Genomic DNA, 16,778 nt, shown 5'->3' on the forward strand with positions numbered 1-16,778 from the left:
CATCTTTGCCGCTAGTGTATCTCTCCAATAGGCTCTACATCAGGACGCCCTGACGGTGATGAGACCACTATATACTCAAATGATACCGGTAATAATGGGTTTTACGGTCACGCTTTACTCGATTCAGCCAAGGTGAAAATTATTTTGTGATGAAGATCACGTTGTTGTCTGTGCGGAGCGGCGCGGTGCAAAACGTGCGATATCGACGCTGCGGTAACGGGCGAAGATATCTAAAATAATAATGGAAGAAATAAAAATTAGTTTAGGTTTTTTAATATTATTGGCTGTGGATAAATATTATTTTTAAACAAATAAGAGAAACAGGGCGGTATTAACCGCGGGCCGTGACGTACTTTTTATCAGCGGGCATGCTTGATTATTTTTAGTGGCGTTTTTTTCACGGTAAATAAGGAAAGCGTAGAGTTGTTTCACCATTATTTGTTGTTGGATTGCTATGTTGGCTTAGGCATTGTACTGGTGACTCTCCTATCACCGCCACACAGACAGCGCAGGTTTTCTTTGTTACACTAGAGGACCGGCCAACAATATTTCAATCGATTGAAAATGAAGAAGAAAAGACCAGGTTTGCAAGATGTGGCCAATCGTGTTGGCGTCACTAAAATGACCATTAGCCGCTACCTGCGCGATCCGCAGAAGGTATCGGCGGCCCTGCGCGACAGCATCGCCGCTGCACTGGATGAGTTGGGGTACATTCCCAACCGGGCGCCGGAGATTTTATCGAATGCCACCAGTCGGGCGATTGGCGTTCTGCTTCCTTCATTGACCAATCAGGTGTTTGCCGAAGTACTGCGCGGCATTGAACGCGTGACGGATGCGCACGGTTACCAGACGATGCTGGCACACTATGGTTACCACGCCGAGCGTGAAGAGATGCGCCTGATGTCTCTGCTTTCCTACAATATTGACGGTCTGATCCTCTCTGAACGCTCCCACACGGAGCGTACGCGCAAGATGATTGAAGTGGCGGGCATCCCGGTGGTTGAAATCATGGACAGCGAGTCGCCCTGTATCGATCTGGCGGTGGGGTTTAACAACTTTGAAGCAGCCTACCAGATGACTCAGGTGCTGTTGGCCCGTGGGCACCGTTTTCCGGTCTATCTCGGCTCGCGTCTGGATGAACGTACCTTGATCAAGATGCAAGGGTATGAACAAGCGATGCGAGATGCCGGGTTGACGCCGCGAGACGTCAGTACCGATCGCCCCTCGTCGTACAGCCTGGGCGGTGAACTGATGAGAGAAGCGCGCGAGCGCTACCCGGAGACCGACAGCCTGTTTTGCACCAATGATGATATTGCGATCGGTGCGGCCTTTGAGTGTCAGCGGCAAGGATTGCGCATCCCCGATCAAATGGCGATCGCCGGTTTTCATGGGCACGATATCGGCCAGTCTATGGAACCCAAACTGGCCAGTGTGCTGACGCCGCGTGAACGCATGGGGCAGGTGGCCGCAGAGCGACTGCTGGCCCGACTGCGCGGAGAGGTGGTTACCCCACCGCGACTGGATTTGGGCTTTACGATCCTGCATGGCGACAGTATTTAAGCCGTTAGCGACGAGAAACGACACCTGCGTTGCGCAATGCCGCCAGACCGCGAGCGACAACCTCATCAAAGGTGCCATCGATGTCGATACTCACCACGTTAGTTTCATCTGCCGCTGGCTCTTCCAGCGCATCGAACTGGCTTTTGAGCAGATCGGTGGGCATGAAATGCCCGGCACGCGCTTTCAGGCGTTCCAGAATAACGTCAAAGCTGCCCTTCATATAAAGGAACAACATATCAGGATTGTCCTGACGCAGACGATCGCGATAACGGCGTTTTAAGGATGAGCAGACGATCAACCCCACTTCATTTTTGTGGCGCAGGCTGTAGGCCGCATCGTTAAGACGTTCAAGCCACGGCGCACGATCGTTATCGTCTAGAGGCTGACCGCTTGCCATTTTCTGAATGTTGGCGCGCGGGTGCAGGTCGTCGCCATCAATGAATTTAGCGCCCAGCGCATTGGCAATAGCCGCTCCAGAACTGGATTTACCACAACCAGATACGCCCATGATGATGATGCTTTGTCCCGGCATAGTTTGATCTCTATCTCAAAATGAATATTTAAGCCCATATGATAGTTTCGCATTTTATCACGTTACCGGTATCATGATACCGGTAACAAGCAGCGGTGTGACAAAAATCACAGATTACCGATGAGGCTGACGAGGGCATAAATCGCTACTCCGAGGCGTCAGGCTTTGGCCCCCAAAGCTCGGCAGCTTTCGCTTCCAGGTAACAAAAAGAACGCTATCTTGATGTAAAAGTAGCATTTATAGATCTGACTGTATTCGTTGACAGCATCTGTACGATTCCTATATCGGAGAATTATTATGCCATTAATCATTGTAGCAATCGGGGTTGCCCTGCTGCTGCTATTGATGATCCGTTGCAAATTGAACGGGTTCATTTCATTGATTCTGGTGTCGCTGGCCGTGGGTTTGGCATTGGGCTACACCTCCCAGGGTGGGTTTAACGTCAATGGCGTTATCACCTCCATCAAAAACGGGGTAGGTGGCACGCTGGGAAGTCTGGCCCTGATCATGGGCTTTGGTGCCATGTTGGGTAAACTGCTGGCGGACTGCGGCGGTGCTCAGCGCATTGCGACAACGCTTATCGATAAATTTGGTAAGGGACGCATTCAGTGGGCGGTGGTATTAACCGGTTTCACCGTTGGTTTTGCGCTGTTTTATGAAGTGGGCTTTGTGTTGTTGCTGCCGCTGCGCGCATCCCTTTACTGTTCATCGGCGTGCCGATGGCCGCTGCATTGTCTGTAACCCATGCCCTGTTGCCTCCGCACCCGGGCCCGACGGCTATCGCTATTCTGTTCAAAGCCGATATGGGCAAGACCCTGCTGTACGGTACGTTGATTGCGATTCCAACCGTGATTTTGGCGGGGCCGGTCTATGCGCGCTTCCTGAAAAGCATCGATAAACCGATTCCTGCTGGATTGCATAACCCGAAAGTGTTTGCCGATCATGAGATGCCGGGCTTTGGTATCAGCGTATTCACTACCCTGATTCCGGTTATCCTGATGACTGGCCGCGCAGTAGCAGAAATGACGCTGCAAAAAGGCCATCCGGTGCTGGGTTATGCTGAATTCCTGGGCGATCCGGTGATGGCAACGCTGATTTCCGTGGTCGTAGCGATCTTTACCTTCGGGCTTAATCGCGGTCGCAGCATGGATCAGGTGATGGATACCATCAACGATTCCATCAAGATCATCGCGATGATGCTGATGGTGAGCGGTGGTGGCGGTGCGTTCAAACAAATCCTGGTGGACGGTGGCGTTGCGAAGTATATCGAAACGCTGATGGCGGGCAGTACGCTGTCTCCGTTACTGATGGGATGGGCGATTGCTGCTGCGCTGCGTCTGGCGCTGGGGTCAGCGACCGTTGCGGCCATGACGGCGGGCGGTATTGTTGCGCCCTTGCTCACCATTACCGGGGTGAGCCCTGAGCTGATGGTGCTTGCCGTCGGTTCCGGTAGCGTGATTTTCTCCCACGTAAACGATCCGGGTTTCTGGCTGTTCAAAGAGTATTTCAACCTGACCATTGGTGAAACCATGAAGTCGTGGTCGGCGTTGGAAACCATTATTGCGGTGTGTGGCCTGATTGGGTGCTTGCTGCTGAGTATGGTTATCTAAACGGTCGGTTGGGTTGCCTCCATGTCGGAGGCAACCGAATCACTTAATGAGACACACTGCGTGATGCGCCTACGCCAGTTTGTGAGCGAACAAACTGTGCATAGAAGCGATCGCGTTCCTGCTTGCCTTCCTCAGAATTATCGGTAATCGAGAAGAACCAGATCCCGATAAACGCCACCAGCATCGAGAACAGCGCCGGGTATTCATACGGATAAATAGGTGTGGCGTGGCCAAGAATTTTCACCCAAATGGTGGGGCCGAGGATCATCAGCACGATGGCCGTCAGCAAACCTGCCCAACCGCCCAACATTGCCCCACGCGTGGTCAGCTTCGACCAGTACATTGAGATGATGATGATGGGGAAGTTACAGCTCGCCGCGATAGAGAAGGCCAGCCCCACCATAAAGGCAATGTTCTGTTTTTCAAACAAGATACCAAGCCCGATGGCCACTACGCCCAGGGCCAGTACGGTGAGTTTTGATACTTTGAGTTCATCACGCTCCGTGGCCTGCCCCTTCTTAATAACATTGGCGTACAGATCGTGTGACACTGCTGACGCGCCCGCCAAGGTCAGCCCGGCCACCACCGCCAGAATGGTGGCGAATGCCACTGCGGAGATAAAACCGAGGAAAAAGTTGCCGCCCACCGCATCGGCCAAATGCACCGCTGCCATATTATTGCCGCCAATCAGTGCGCCAGCGGCATCTTTAAAGGCAGGGTTGGCGCTGACCAGTACGATGGCACCGAAGCCGATGATAAAGGTCAGGAAGTAGAAGTAGCCCATGAACCCCGTTGCGTAAAACACACTTTTACGTGTTTCGCGTGCATCGCTCACCGTAAAGAAACGCATCAGAATATGGGGTAGGCCCGCGGTGCCAAACATCAAACCCAACCCGAGCGATAGCGCCGAAATTGGATCCGAAACCAGTCCGCCGGGGCTCATGATGGCAATGCCTTTCGGGTGGACCGCCGCCGCCGCTTTGAACAAGCCGTCGAAGCTGAAATTGACCGACTTCATCACCATGATCGCCATAAAGGTGGCACCAAACAGTAGCAGTACGGCTTTGATGATCTGTACCCAGGTGGTAGCGAGCATGCCGCCAAACAGCACGTACATTACCATCAGAATACCGACCAGCACGACGGCAACGTGGTAGTTCAGACCGAACAACAGTTCTATCAGTTTACCTGCGCCGACCATTTGGGCGATGAGATATAGCGCCACCACCACCAATGAACCGCAGGCGGAGAGGGTGCGAATCGGTTTTTGTTGCAGGCGGTAAGAGGCAACATCTGCGAAGGTATAGCGCCCGAGATTACGCAATCGTTCTGCAATAAGAAACAGGATGATGGGCCAACCGACCAGAAAGCCCAGCGAATAGATCAGCCCGTCGTAACCGGAGGTATATACCAGCGCTGAAATGCCGAGGAACGACGCGGCAGACATGTAGTCACCGGCAATTGCCAACCCGTTCTGAAAGCCAGTGATATTGCCACCAGCCGTATAATAGTCGCTGCGTGAGCGGGTACGCTTTGAGGCCCAATAGGTAATGTAAAGCGTGCCGCCGACAAACAACAGAAACATAACAATGGCCTGTATATTCAACGGTTGGCGTTGAACGTCGCCGGTGAGGGCATCCGCGTAGGCCATGACGGGGAGCATCAGACCAATAAGCGGTAATAACAGACGGGTTTTCATTACTTAACCTCACTCAGCAGCTTTTTGGTCATACGGTCAAATTCGCCGTTGGCGCGATAGACATACACTCCGGTCAAGACAAACGAGATAACGATTAGCCCAATCCCGATGGGAATGCCGCGCGTGATGGTTGCGCCGGGAGAAATGGGGGTACCCAGCCAGGCGGGGGCGAAAGCAATCAGCAAAATGAAGCTGACGTATAACACCAGAACAATCAGAGAAAGCGAGACGGCAAAAAGCTGACGTTTGCGCACCAGTTCCTTAAACACCGAGTGGTTGCCAATGCGTTGGTAGAGGACGTCATTCATCATAAATCTCCGGTAAGTGAGCCTGTATCCGGTTGTGAGTAAAAGCGTTGCCAATTTCAGGGTACAGCTCGCTAAGCCAGACCCGCTGGGTCTGGCGTTATCTGCTATCGGTTCGCTTAGCGCGTACTGCGTTATACCCGTCATACTTTAAGTTGCAGATGCGTTGGCTGCGTTCGTTATTCGGCCCATCCCTGGGCCTCACCTCTTACGAGGCCGCCGCACACGGCGTTCAAATCTGCTCCCGGCAGATTTGTCACCCGAATCACTTACTTAAGTAAGTGATTCGGGGTGCGTTCGCTTACCGCCTTCCTGCAACTCGAATTATTTAGGGTATAGATGTTTAAGACTGTGGCGTGTCCATGGTTTGTTTCTCTTCCAGCAGTTTTTCAACGACGCCAGGATCGGCAAGCGTAGAGATATCACCCAGATTACTGGTGTCTCCCGCCGCGATTTTGCGCAGAATGCGCCGCATAATCTTGCCTGAGCGGGTTTTCGGCAGCGAATCTGTCCAGTGCAAGATATCGGGCGTAGCAATCGGGCCAATCTCTTTGCGCACCCAATTACGCACTTCTGTGTAAAGTGCACTGGAAGGCTCTTCACCGTGGTTAAGCGTAATGTAGGCGTAGATCGCCTGACCCTTCAGACTGTGCGGAATGCCCACCACAGCGGCCTCGGCAATCTTTGGATGGGCCACCAAAGCAGACTCTATTTCCGCCGTGCCCAGACGATGACCCGCCACGTTCAACACGTCATCGACGCGGCCAGTTATCCAGTAGTAGCCATCTTCATCGCGACGGGCACCGTCACCGCTGAAATACATGCCTTTAAAGGTCGAAAAATAGGTTTGTTCGAAACGTTCGTGATCGCCAAACAGCGTACGCGCCTGACCAGGCCAGGAATCGGTGATCACCAGATTGCCTTCTGTGGCGCCGTTTTGCGGCACGCCCAGATTATCGACTAATGCAGGCTGCACACCAAAGAAGGGAAGCGTTGCCGAGCCCGGCTTGGTTTCGATAGCCCCCGGCAGCGGAGTGATCATTAACCCGCCCGTTTCCGTTTGCCACCAGGTATCGACGATCGGACATTGGCCGTTACCGATCTTGTTGAAATACCATTCCCAGGCTTCCGGGTTGATGGGTTCGCCCACCGACCCCATTACCTTTAGAGAACGCCGATTGCTGCCTTCGACGGCCTTATCGCCGTCAGCCATCAGCGCACGGATAGCGGTGGGGGCGGTATACAGGATATTGACGTGGTGCTTATCGACCACTTGTCCCATACGGCGCGCATCCGGCCAATTGGGTACGCCTTCAAACATCAGCGTGGTGGCACCGCAGGCCAGTGGGCCGTAGAGCAGATAGCTGTGTCCGGTGATCCAGCCGACATCGGCAGTACACCAATAGATATCGCCGGGATGGTAGTCAAACACATATTTGAAGGTCATGGCCGCATAGACGAGGTATCCGCCGGTGGTATGCAACACACCTTTGGGCTTACCGGTCGATCCGGACGTATAGAGAATAAATAACGGATCCTCGGCATTCATCGCTTCTGGCGGGCAGTGATCGTCTGCACCGGCGATCAGATCGTGCCACCAGCGATCGCGTCCTTCATGCCAATCGATAGCGGCTCCCGTGCGTTGATAAACAATGGTATGTGCCACCGTTTTAACACCAGGGTTGCGCAACGCGTCATCAATATTCTTTTTCAGCGGGATAGTGCGCCCCGCGCGGATACCCTCATCAGAGGTAATTACCAGCTTGGCACTGGAATCGATAATGCGCCCGGCAATGGATTCGGGAGAAAAACCGCCGAAAATAACGGAATGGATGGCACCTATGCGTGTGCATGCCAGCGTAGCAACCGCCGCTTCCGGCACCATGGGCATATAGATAGCAACCACATCGCCTTTTTTAATGCCTAGTGATTTCAATACATTAGCAAAACGACAGACGCTTTGGTGCAGCTCGCGGTACGTCACCGCTTTGCTTTGGGTCGCGTCATCCCCTTCCCACACAATGGCGGTTTGATCGCCAAGGGTGGTTAAGTGTCGATCAAGGCAGTTGGCTGCAACATTTAACGTACCATCTTCGAACCAGCGAATGCGGATATGACCTGGATCGAAAGAGGTGCTTTTAACCGCAGTGTACGGTTTGATCCAATCGACGATCTTGCCATGCTCCCGCCAAAAGGTTTGGGGGTCATTGATCGATGCCTGATACCACTCGCGATACTGCTCTGCGTTAATCAGGGCGTTCTCCGCCACCGAGGCGGGTATGGTGTGTTTATTATATTGGCTCATAGCGCTCTCCTTAAACCTTGTTAAATATATGTCAACAAATCGTTAAGTGTAGTGGTGCGCCTGAGTTTGTTTCTTTTTTGAGCGATGGATCACGCAATAAGGAGTAACACAGTGAAAGGGAATGCGTAGAGAATGGCTGGCCTGAAGCGTTTACTGCGATTTATGAAAAAATAAATCAAAAGATAATTTGTGACGTGCATCACATTATTGTGACTGACTTGCTCGTTCACATGATCGTAAAGCATATAACGATCAATTTATTATTTTCAATAGATTACAACTATTATTTTTTATTATTTGATCGTCCTTTACGATCAAATAGCATAAAGATACTGCTTATTCAGCCGATAGTGTGCATACCAACACGGGTATATTTTGATCCAGAAGAGGCTTTTTGATCGTTTGATCGGCAGCTACGTTAAAATTTTAGTACATATGTAAAAAAATGAGAGCGGTATAAGCGACTAATGTGGTTCGGGCCTACGGGATTTTTTGGCCTTTTATTTCTACACTTGAATAGGAATTTGACGATGTAGGCTTCTGCCTGATCGTTCGAGATCAAAACACGACGTCGCGCTGCTTGATCATTACGCTAACGGAAGTACAAGATGTTATATCTATTTGTTTTTATTGATTAATTACGGTTTGCGGTTTCGGACTATCGAAAGCATCTACTCAATGCCTTGCGATCCTGTGTGTAAGTTGCGCAGATCGATAGGGGCCTTGACGACAGCTTCTCAGTGTGTCCGTGGAGTTATCTTGTCATAGCATGAAGCAGAGGAAACGATGAGTCTGATATTTGGACAAAATGAAATCATAGGCATGCTGAGCAAACCTGTACAAAATGACAGGCGTGCCGTCGCCGTTATTGATGATAAATGCAAGGTTCTCTGTGCTAACTCTGCATTTAATGCCCACTTCGGGCTGCATTCTGAAACGAATAACCCGGTCTCTATTGATGACGTATTGCCGATAAACGTGAAGTTTGCCTATCAGGACTTTCTGACCAACAACGACGTGATGAGTACGCGCGTGGTGTCGGATCTTCTGTCGGATGGCTTCACGAAAAAGCAGCTAAGCACGCTCTCTTTTTCTAAGCTGAATGTTGAGAACCGTGTGTTTTCTCTGATGATTTTGAATCAAGAGATCAACGAACCTGCTCCTGCCATTAACCTCGTCTCTTAGGTCAATAAAGCAAGGACGCTCGAAACCAATAATATTACGAAATTATTGCGCCTCTGTGACAATATAAGCTGCGCTGTGTCGGGCGTAGCGAATTGGATTAATGCGCCTTAACCAAAATTATTGCAGATTTATTTTGTCTTGCAAGTTTCGATAACAATTGAGTTCTCCCTACGCCCCCAAATACACTCACCTTACTGATACCCTAAATTTTTTTCTTTTTGTGGTTCCCCTTTTCGTGAGCTCCATTGGCATACCCATTAACAACAATGAAAAACTGACAGGGGTATAACAATGAAATCATGGCGAACCGGGCCGGTAACGTTGGCGCTAAGAGCCGCACTTTGGGGAATGGCACTGGGGGGCGCCGCGTCGGTCACCGCGGTTTCGGCAGCAGCACAGGAGTTTCATGTCACTGCGGGCAGTCTGGCTCAGGCCTTAAACCAATTGGCACAGCAATCCGGCGTTCTGTTGTCTTATGATCCGGCACTGACGGTGGGTAAACAGAGCAGCGGATTGCAAGGGCGTTATGAGGTGGAACAAGGATTTGCACAACTGCTGGCCAACAGCGGTCTGCGCGCCGAACGCCACGCTGATGGCAGCGTCTCTATTGTGGCGCAACCGGTAGCACCGGCAACGGCTGCGGCGCCAGTGCGTAATGACCAAATCGTCGTCACTGCGCCTCCCAATACCGCGTTAAAGCTGGATGTACCGGTATCAGAAACGCCGCGTGCGATGTCCGTGGTGACACAGCAGCAGATGGAAGAGCGCGGTGCCAAGAAAGTCGATCAGGCCTTGCGCTACAGTCCCGGTGTGTTGGCATCCTATTACGGCCCGGATAATAAGACCGAATGGCTCTCCATTCGTGGCTTTAAAGATCAGTCGCGCTTCCAAAACGGACTTGCGGCCATTAACGAACGCGGTTTCTTTGTTCAGCAGTTTGACGCTTTTGGTGTGGACAGAATTGAAGTGTTAAAAGGGCCCGCATCGGTGCTGTATGGACAGAACCCGCCGGGTGGTCTGGTTAACGTGATCACCAAGCGCCCAACGCGGTTGCCGCAGGGGCAAATCTCGCTGGATTATGGCTCCAATGATTACCGCCAACTGGGGATTGATAGCGCAGGGCCGCTTAACGATGATGGCACGGTGCTCTATCGTGTTGTGGGTCTCGCGCGCGGTACCTCGGGCGAAATGGATCATGCCAAGAGCGATCGTCTCTATCTGGCACCCAGCATGACGTTCCTGATGGGGGAAGACACGGAACTGACCGTACTGGCAAGCTACATGGATACCGATTCCGATGTCACCAGCGGCTTTAAAATGCCTGCGGGTACACTGCACCACACACCGTTCGGCAAGGTGGGCTACAGAACTTCGTTGGGTGAACCCGGCCTCGATCGCAACAATACCCGTCAATTCACGCTGGGTTATGAGTTCACCCACCGTATCAATGATACCTGGACGTTCCATCAGAACACCAACTACAACTACCTGAATATGGATCTGCGTACTGCCTACGCCATGGGGGATGTTGTGGATGGCAGGGTGGATCGTGGTATGACCTACCGCGATGGTTTTGCGCAAAACTGGGCGACAGATAACCGTATGGTTGGGGAGTGGCAATGGGGCGATGTGGAGAACACGCTGCTGCTGGGGGTTGATTATCGCCGCGCCAATTCACAGAGCCGTGATGGTGATTTCTACGGTATTGGCACTATCAATATGTTTAACCCGGTGTATGGTAACGCGGTTCTGCCGCTCGACCAATTGTATGATTATCGCACTGGGCGTAACCAAATGGGTTACTACATTCAGAACCAGTTCCGCTATGACGATCGCTGGATTGCGCTGATTGGCGGCCGTTATGACAAAGCCAAATCGCGCGATCAGAATCTGACCAGTGGCACTGATAGCCGTAAGGATGACGACAAGTTCACCAAAACGGCTGGGCTGATGTACCTGTTTGATAACGGTATGTCTCCCTATATTAGCTACTCTGAATCCTTTATGCCGCTGGCAGGCGATGACGGTAAAGGAAATCCCTATAAACCGACCATGGGTAAGCAGACCGAAGTGGGGATGAAGTATACGCCTCACGGCTTTAACGGTTATGCGACCGTCGCACTGTATAACCTGGTTCAGGATAACGTATCGACCACCGATCGTGAGCATCCCGGCACGTCGACGCAAACCGGGCAGGTTCGCTCACGCGGTATCGAGTTGGAAATGAGCGGTGAGGTGGCGCGCGGCCTGACGGTGCTGGCCAACTATAACTATGGCAAAGTTGAGATTAGTAAGTCGGGTGAGGATGCAGAAATTGGTAAACGCTTCCCTGAGCAGCCCTTACAGCAGGCATCCGGTTGGGTAAATTATGCGTTTCAGGGGACACTCAGCGGCCTCTCCGTAGGTACCGGGGTGCGTTATGTTGGCAGTTCATATGGCGACAAAACGGAAAATCCTAATCTGAAAGTCCCGGCATATACCCTGTGGGATGCCATGATCGCCTATGACTTCACCAAAGATTGGCGCTTGCAGGTTAATGCTACCAACCTCAGCAACCGCGAATATGTCAGCGTGTGTGACTATTGGTGTTACTACGGTGAAGGGCGTGTGTTCAATGCCAACCTGAGCTACCGCTGGTAATCACGGGATCGATGACATTGATTGATAATAAACCCTGCTCATAAGCGGGGTTTTTTCATTTATCGTGCATTTGCCGATAGTGGTTGACTTTGCATTTAATGATAATGAAAATCATTTCATTATCATTAAATGAGACACAACGTGAACGGTCACGCGGCTACCTATGCTGACCCCGTCGAATCCCTGGCGGTACAGCGAATTTATCACGAGCATCATGTCTGGTTACAGGCGTGGCTGCGTCGGCGTTTGGGATGCTCGCAGCAGGCGGCCGATCTGGCGCAAGATACTTTTGTGCGTCTTGTCAGTACGCATCAGGCTACGCAATTGCGTGAACCTCGCGCTTGGTTGACCACCGTCGCCCACGGTTTGGTGGTGAATTTCTGGCGGCGGCGCGACATTGAAAATGCCTATTTGCAGGTGCTGGCGGAACAGCAGTTTGAGGCGGAGCCCTCTTTGGAGCAGCAGGCCATCATTATTGATACGCTGTTGGAGATAGATCGCATGCTCAGTACGTTGCCTGCCAAGGCCAGGCAGGCATTTCTTTGGGTGCACATTGATGGACTGACATACCAGCAGGTGGCCGATCGCCTTGGTGTCTCCGATCGTATGGTGAAAAAATACATGGCACAGGCAATGTTCGCTTGCCTGACCTGTCAGGAACGCTAGCTTTTACCATGCGATCTGACGATATTCCTCAGGATGTTTTCTATGATGCCGCTGAATGGTATGCCATTCTTTACGCGGATGATTGCACTGCAAATGAGCGCCATGCCTGGCAGCAATGGCTGAATAGCCATCCACTGCACCAGCAGGCGTGGCAGCGTGTTGAGCAGATTCACACCCGTTTTCATACTGTCGATAGCGCCGTGGCGTCCAGCGTATTGAGTCGTCAGGGAACCGAACGACGCCACCTGTTAAAACTGTTGGCGTTGATGACGCTGCTGGGCGGTGGTGCTTATAGCGTCCCTTGGGAAACTTATGCCGCGGACTATCGCACCGCCAAGGGAGAAAACCGGCGCTGGGTGCTGGCAGAAGGGCTGACGCTAAACCTGAATACCGATTCAGCGCTGACACGTTACGACCAGGACGGGAAGATTGTCGCGTTGCGCCTGCTGAAAGGGGAGTGCTTGCTGGAAAGCGCAGTGGCCTATCCGTTGACGTTTTCTACGCCACAGGGGATTCTGACGTTGAATTCACCCTGTCGGTTTGATGTGCGCAGTGAGACCGGTGAAAGCACGCTGGCGGTGTTTCAGGGGGACGTGTTGCTGCGCCCAACGAAGCAATCGCAGGCGTCTGTGCGCGTTAGCGCCGGGCAACAAGTGACCTTTACAGATGCGGTGAGTCAGCCTCCGCAGCCAGTGGAAGGCTTTCGCCAAAGCTGGCTGGATGGTGTAGTGCTGGCGGACAATATGCGGCTGGATACCTTGATGCGTGAATATGCGCGCTACCGCAATGGCTACTTTTCCCTCGATGACAAGGCGGCAGCGTTGCGTATTTCCGGCGTTTTTCCCTTGCAGGATGATGCGCGTTTTTTCAGTGCCCTGACTCGCACCCTCCCCATTATTGCAGAACGACGTTTTTCCTGGTGGATAACCCTGCGCGCTCGCTAATCCCTTCTGGTTTTTCATGCTAAAAACGCTAAGAATAGAACGGAGAAAAAGCAGATTCATTACCGGGCTTGTTTCGTGTGGCTTTTCTCATGCGCCTTTTCTTGTGCGCAGAGAATAGTGCGATAAACCGAGTGCTATTCTTGGTGTCGTAAGTACGTGCACAGGTCCGATCATTACGCATACAGGATGTCGTCATGCAGTTATTGAATTTAAAACAGGCCAGATGGCTGAGCCTGGGTTTCATGTTTGGGGGATTGCTGCTGCTGTTGTCACTACGGCTGTTAACGTGTTTCGTTGCCGGATTTTTGGTGTATGAAATCTTCAATTTGCTGACGCCCCATTTCCAAAAAATTATCAGTGGGAAACGCGCGCGCTGGGCGGTGGTGGCAATCATAAGTACGCTGGTGGTGAGCCTGCTCAGTCTGTTGTTTGGCAGCCTGACTGGGATTGTCATGCAGGAAATGCGTGACACCTCGGCCTTCAATGCGCGTATTGGCTTGATTCTCAATGACGTCCAACGGCACATCATGGTCTATTTACCGGGTTACTTGCCGGTGAGTGTCGAAGAGCTGCAACACGAATTTATGCGCTGGGTGCAGGAACATATCGTGATGTTGCAAACCATGGGCAAAGATTTTCTGCACGGTTTTGTCACCATGTTGATTGGTATGGTGCTGGGGGCGATCGTGTCGCTGTACAACGTGCAAGAGGATATGGAAAAACCGTTGCTCAAATCGGAACTGATGCGGCGCGTTTCGCTATTGTCGATGTCCTTTCGCAATATCGTGTTCGCCCAGGTGAAAATCTCCTCGGTTAACACCATCCTCTCTGCGGTGTTTATTCTCGGTGTACTGCCCTGCTTTGGCGTGCACCTGCCGTTTGCCAAAACGCTGGTGGTGCTGACCTTCATCTTTGGTCTGATACCGGTCATTGGCAACCTGATATCCAATTCCATCGTGTTTATTTCTGGTTTGTCGATCTCCCTGCCGGTGGCACTGGCGGCGCTGGTCTATCTGATGTTGATTCACAAACTGGAATACTTCCTCAATGCGCAGATTGTCGGCACCCGAATCAAGGCGCACGCGTGGGAAATTTTACTGGCGATGTTGGTGTTTGAAGCGGCGTTTGGTATTCCGGGCGTGATTGCTGCGCCGATTTATTATGCTTATCTGAAAAGTGAATTGAAGGAAGCGGCGCTGATTTAAGGTGGGGAAATACGTCAGCCCGCGCAGGCGGGCTGACAGTAAGGTAAGGATTAGCGTTCGGAAGTGGCAACCTGAGGTTCAGTGGTCTGCGGCTGCACGCCCAGTGGGTTATTACCCCAGCACTGCTCGTACTTCCAGCCGGTCAACTCTTCTGCGACCGCTCTGGCGTGTGCCGGCACATCGCCGATAGCGCCACCGGCTTTGATACGCTCAATCTCTTCCAGCAGGATGGCGTGATTTTCACGATCGAGTTTCATTTGCGTGGTGTAGTAGATGGCGACCAGAGCCAGCCCGATAACCCCCAGTGAGAACACGCCAACAATTGCCAGCACGGCGCTTTCAGGCTGTGCGGCATGGCCTGAAATAAACCCGAACTGCGTCAGCGTCCATCCCATGGCGAACACGATAACCGAGCGCACCATTTTGCCTGCAAACGTCATGGCACCCGCGTAAATCCCTTCACGGCGGCGGCCCGTCAGCACTTCATCCACATCGGCCAGGAAGGTGTAGACCGTCCACGGAATGTAGTAGATGCCGCCGGTACTCAGACCAAAAATGGCGGTGATCCCAAACAGCACGGCGATAGTGGCTCCGTCTGACCAGTTGGCAAAGTACAGCGCTGCATAAGCGATAACGCTCACGATAACCACCATCAGTGCCAAACGGAACGGACGCGCAAAGCCCATTTTCACGCAGATGCCGATGAATGCGGCGGTAGAGATAAGCTGCATGATGGAGCTAAAGCTGTTCAACTGCGAGACCAATGCGGTGTTTTGCTTTAACCCGAAGACGATGAAATAGGTGAAAGCCGATGCGAATAACCATTCAGCGCCAAAACCGAACAGGTACATTCCCAGGTGTTTGCGGAAAATACGCAAACGGAAGGTGGAAAGCATGTCCACGCTCAGTTTTTTCAGCGTTTGCCACAGATTGGCCGTTTTTTCATGCACCAGTTCATTCAGTGGGCGTTCCCAAGAGGTGGTGTACAGGGCAATCATTGCCGCACACATGATGAACCCGTAGGTCAGGCCGGTGTAAAAGAACGGCGTGGCGGAGTCTTTACCGTAGATGGCGATAAACTGGCCGGGGATAAAGGCGGCCAGGAAGTTAGCCAACTTACCGAAAATGGCTTTAGAGCCGGTCAGCTTGGAGCGGATCTTGAAGTCGTGCGTCATTTCGGTCGCCAACGTTTCGTATGGCACCATAATGGAGGTGTAAATCAGCTCAAACAGCACGTAGGTCGCCATGTAGTACCAGAAGCCAAAGCCACTGACCCACAGCAACGGGTAGACCAACACCAGCGGTACACCCAGCAGAATAAAGAAGCGTCGACGCCCAAACAGGCGGCCTAGCCGGGTATTGTGAAAGTTATCACTGACATACCCCATCACCGGATTACTGATGGCATCGATGATACTGGCAACGGAGAAAATGGACGCCGCTTCAACCAGCGTAAGTCCACAAAAGGTGGTATAGAAATACATCAGCCATGCGCCGCTGATCGCCAACGCGCCGCTGCCGAGCAGGTTTGCGCTGCCGTAGCAGAACGTGTGCTTAAAGGTGATAGGTTTACTCATGATCAATTTTCCTACATGTTTAAAACAATATTTCATTTGGTGTGAACCGATATTCCTATCATTTGCTCTGTTCCTGTGAAAGTAAACTGACGATCACGCTTTTAGGGCGATTTAATGGCAATTTGTCAACTTGATCATGAAATTACATTTTCTAATTTGACCGATTGTTTTTTATATAAATCCTTATTTATAATCACGCAATGCGATAATTTATTATCGCAACACAATAAAATTTACTTTTATCTCCTCCTGAATGAAGAACCTATGGCGCTATTAACTGCTAAAAAAAAGGTGATCTTCATCATAAAAACAGATGAATGCGAATAAGTGACATTTCATGCGCGAAAGCCGCCTTCAGCCTGTGCGGTCATGAGAAGGGAGTAGGTTGGGCGCGGCAGGAGGAGGCAGTGGGAAAAATGCATTTGTCGCAAATGCTACCGGTGTCGCAGTTGCTACCAGGATCGCAATCGTTTTTACTTACAAACTGATACCATCAGAGGGCAGAATTCGTTGCTGTCTGGGAGCAGCGGAAATAACACAGCCAATTAAT

Annotated in this window: 11 protein-coding genes and 1 pseudogene; 7 read left to right on the plus strand and 5 right to left on the minus strand. The window is 51.6% G+C overall.

Annotated elements, in window-relative coordinates; all coding sequences use genetic code 11:
- Positions 1 to 564: 564 nt before the first annotated feature.
- Positions 565 to 1,560 carry a gluconate operon transcriptional repressor GntR gene (gntR, locus tag K6K13_RS03700; protein ID WP_222159588.1) on the plus strand — a complete coding sequence of 332 codons (996 nt, stop codon included), beginning with the start codon at positions 565 to 567 and terminating at the stop codon, positions 1,558 to 1,560.
- A gap of 4 nt (positions 1,561 to 1,564) precedes the next feature.
- On the opposite strand, the gene K6K13_RS03705 is transcribed toward gntR, so the two are convergent.
- Positions 1,565 to 2,092: a gluconokinase gene (locus tag K6K13_RS03705; protein ID WP_222159589.1), complete on the minus strand. Its 528-nt coding sequence runs from the start codon at positions 2,090 to 2,092 to the stop codon at positions 1,565 to 1,567.
- A 297-nt stretch (positions 2,093 to 2,389) separates the two neighbouring features.
- Here K6K13_RS03705 and gntT point away from each other — a divergent pair.
- Positions 2,390 to 3,702: pseudogene (gene gntT, locus K6K13_RS03710) on the plus strand (gluconate transporter).
- Positions 3,703 to 3,745: 43 nt separating this feature from the next.
- Here gntT and actP read toward each other — a convergent pair.
- The 3 genes from actP to acs form a co-directional block, all read right to left on the minus strand.
- Complete coding sequence (gene actP, locus K6K13_RS03715) at positions 3,746 to 5,401, minus strand: cation/acetate symporter ActP (protein WP_222159590.1); 1,656 nt, start codon at positions 5,399 to 5,401, stop codon at positions 3,746 to 3,748.
- On the minus strand, positions 5,401 to 5,709 hold the full coding sequence (locus tag K6K13_RS03720) for a DUF485 domain-containing protein (protein ID WP_222160953.1): 309 nt from the start codon (positions 5,707 to 5,709) through the stop codon (positions 5,401 to 5,403). Before K6K13_RS03720 ends, actP begins: the two co-directional genes overlap by 1 nt.
- Before the next feature lie 340 nt (positions 5,710 to 6,049).
- The gene (gene acs / locus K6K13_RS03725; RefSeq protein WP_222159591.1) at positions 6,050 to 8,011 is read right to left on the minus strand and encodes an acetate--CoA ligase; all 1,962 of its coding nucleotides are present in this window, start codon (positions 8,009 to 8,011) and stop codon (positions 6,050 to 6,052) included.
- A gap of 786 nt (positions 8,012 to 8,797) precedes the next feature.
- Here acs and K6K13_RS03730 point away from each other — a divergent pair.
- From K6K13_RS03730 to K6K13_RS03750, 5 genes are all read left to right on the plus strand, one after another.
- Positions 8,798 to 9,196, plus strand: coding sequence for a transcriptional regulator (locus K6K13_RS03730; RefSeq protein WP_222159592.1), 399 nt, complete (start codon positions 8,798 to 8,800; stop codon positions 9,194 to 9,196).
- Positions 9,197 to 9,487: 291 nt separating this feature from the next.
- Entirely contained in the window at positions 9,488 to 11,836 is a 2,349-nt protein-coding gene (locus tag K6K13_RS03735; RefSeq protein WP_222159593.1) for a TonB-dependent siderophore receptor, read from the plus strand.
- A gap of 141 nt (positions 11,837 to 11,977) precedes the next feature.
- Positions 11,978 to 12,502 carry a sigma-70 family RNA polymerase sigma factor gene (locus K6K13_RS03740; RefSeq protein ID WP_252120414.1) on the plus strand — a complete coding sequence of 175 codons (525 nt, stop codon included), beginning with the start codon at positions 11,978 to 11,980 and terminating at the stop codon, positions 12,500 to 12,502.
- A gap of 8 nt (positions 12,503 to 12,510) precedes the next feature.
- The gene (locus K6K13_RS03745; RefSeq protein ID WP_222159595.1) at positions 12,511 to 13,446 is read left to right on the plus strand and encodes a DUF4880 domain-containing protein; all 936 of its coding nucleotides are present in this window, start codon (positions 12,511 to 12,513) and stop codon (positions 13,444 to 13,446) included.
- Between the two features lie 194 nt (positions 13,447 to 13,640).
- Complete coding sequence (locus K6K13_RS03750; RefSeq protein WP_222159596.1) at positions 13,641 to 14,651, plus strand: AI-2E family transporter; 1,011 nt, start codon at positions 13,641 to 13,643, stop codon at positions 14,649 to 14,651.
- Positions 14,652 to 14,701: 50 nt separating this feature from the next.
- Here K6K13_RS03750 and K6K13_RS03755 read toward each other — a convergent pair whose 3' ends face one another.
- Positions 14,702 to 16,228, minus strand: a complete 1,527-nt coding sequence (locus tag K6K13_RS03755) for an MFS transporter (protein WP_222159597.1) — start codon at positions 16,226 to 16,228, stop codon at positions 14,702 to 14,704.
- Positions 16,229 to 16,778 lie beyond the last annotated feature (550 nt).

The sequence above is a fragment of the Symbiopectobacterium purcellii genome (assembly GCF_019797845.1).
Lineage (GTDB): Bacteria > Pseudomonadota > Gammaproteobacteria > Enterobacterales > Enterobacteriaceae > Symbiopectobacterium > Symbiopectobacterium purcellii.